Raw genomic sequence first — 1,859 nt, 5'->3', positions numbered from 1 at the left:
GAAGAGCGAGGTCAGCGGGAGCAGGCCCGCGTTGACCAGGAACTCCACGCCCGCACTCCGCACGACAGGAACGAGCACCCATGACGCTGTCCACTCCTCAGACCGCCTACGCCTCCGCCAAGCTCCAGGGCACCGGAGTGGGACGCGGGCTGGCCCTCGGGCCGGTCCTGCGCATGCCGGAGCCGCTGCCCGAGCCCGAGGACACCGCCAGCACCCGCAGCATCGCTCAGGAGGAGGAGCGCGCCGTCTCGTCGCTCTCCGCCACCGCCGCGACGATCCGCCACCGAGGCGAGCGGGCCGGCGGCTCGGCGAAGGACGTCCTCGACGCCCAGGCCCTGATGGCCGAGGACCCGTCCCTCGCGGACGACGTCAAGGCGCGGATCGCCGGGGGCAAGACCGCGGAGCGCGCCGTGCACCAGGCCTTCGCCGGCTTCCGCGACCTGCTCGTGGCGATGGGCGGCTACATGGCCGAGCGCGCGACCGACCTCGACGACGTCTCGCAGCGCGTCGTGGCGCACCTGCGCGGCGTCGCCGCTCCCGGCGTCCCCGAGTCGGACGAGCCGTTCGTGCTCGTCGCCCGCGACCTCGCTCCGGCCGACACGGCGCTGCTCGACCTCGAGAAGGTCCTCGGCCTGATCACCAGCGACGGAGGGCCGACCTCGCACACGGCGATCCTCGCCCGGGAGAAGTCGATCACCGCCATCGTCGGCACCACCGGCGCCCTCGACCTGCGGGACGGCCAGCTCGTCATCCTCGACGCCACCTCCGGCGTCGTGACGGTGAACCCCTCGGACGCCGAGATCGGCGCCGCGAAGTCCTCGATCGCCGAGCGCGCCGAGATGCTCGCCGCACCGGTCGTTCCCGGCGCGCTGGCAGACGGCCACGCCGTGCCGCTGCTCGCGAACCTCGGCTCGGCCGACGGCGCTGCGAACGCGGTCGAGCTCGGCGCCGAGGGAGTGGGGCTGTTCCGCACCGAGTTCCTCTTCCTCGACGCGAAGGAGGCGCCCTCGGTCGCCGAGCAGGCGGAGCAGTACACGCGCCTGCTCGCTGCGTTCCCCGGCCGCAAGGTCGTCGTCCGCGCGCTCGACGCCGGCGCCGACAAGCCGCTGAGCTTCCTCAATGACGACCACGAGGAGAATCCGGCCCTCGGTCTCCGCGGACTGCGCGCCCTCCGCGCCAGCGAGCAGATCCTCCGCGACCAGCTCACCGCCCTCGCCCAGGCCGATGCCGCGACCGACGCCGACCTCTGGGTCATGGCGCCGATGGTCGCGACCGTGGACGAGACCCGCTACTTCACCTCGATGGCGCGGGAGCTCGGCATCCGTACCGCCGGAGTGATGGTGGAGGTCCCCTCCTCCGCCCTGCTCGCCGACCGCATCCTCGGAGTCGCGGACTTCGCCTCGATCGGCACCAACGACCTGACCCAGTACACGCTCGCCGCCGACCGCATGCTCGGCACGGTCTCGGCGTTCCAGGACCCGTGGCACCCGGCCGTGCTCCGCCTCGTCGGCGAGGTCGGCCGCGCGGGAGCGGCGCTGGGCAAGCCCGTCGGGATCTGCGGAGAAGCCGCCGCCGACCCGCTGCTCGCCGTGGTCCTCGTCGGCCTCGGCGCCACCACCCTCTCGATGTCGCCGTCGGCTCTCGCCGACGTCCGCGCCGAGCTGGCCGAGCACACCCTCGACGACGCCAAGCGGTACGCGGAGCTCGCTCTCGCCGCCGACAGCGCCGCCGACGCCCGCTCCGCGGTCACCGAGGCGATCGCCGCCTGTGTTCGCGATGAGGAGCGGGAGGAGGTAGGTGATCATCGGGGCGACGAGGCCGGTGTTGACCACGTCGGGATCCGTGCTCCAGCCGCCGAA

1 protein-coding gene is annotated in these 1,859 nt (G+C 73.4%); it reads left to right on the top strand.

What is annotated here, in order from left to right:
* Nucleotides 1–173 precede the first annotated feature (173 nt).
* Nucleotides 174–1,859: phosphoenolpyruvate--protein phosphotransferase (gene ptsP / locus C5D04_RS17705; protein WP_374954396.1), on the top strand; the 1,686-nt coding region annotated here is incomplete at its 3' end.

The organism is Rathayibacter sp. AY1D2, assembly GCF_002932695.1.
Taxonomy (GTDB): Bacteria; Actinomycetota; Actinomycetes; order Actinomycetales; family Microbacteriaceae; genus Rathayibacter.
Note: the sequence above shows the minus strand (reverse complement) of the source record. Positions and strands in the feature narration are given on the sequence as shown.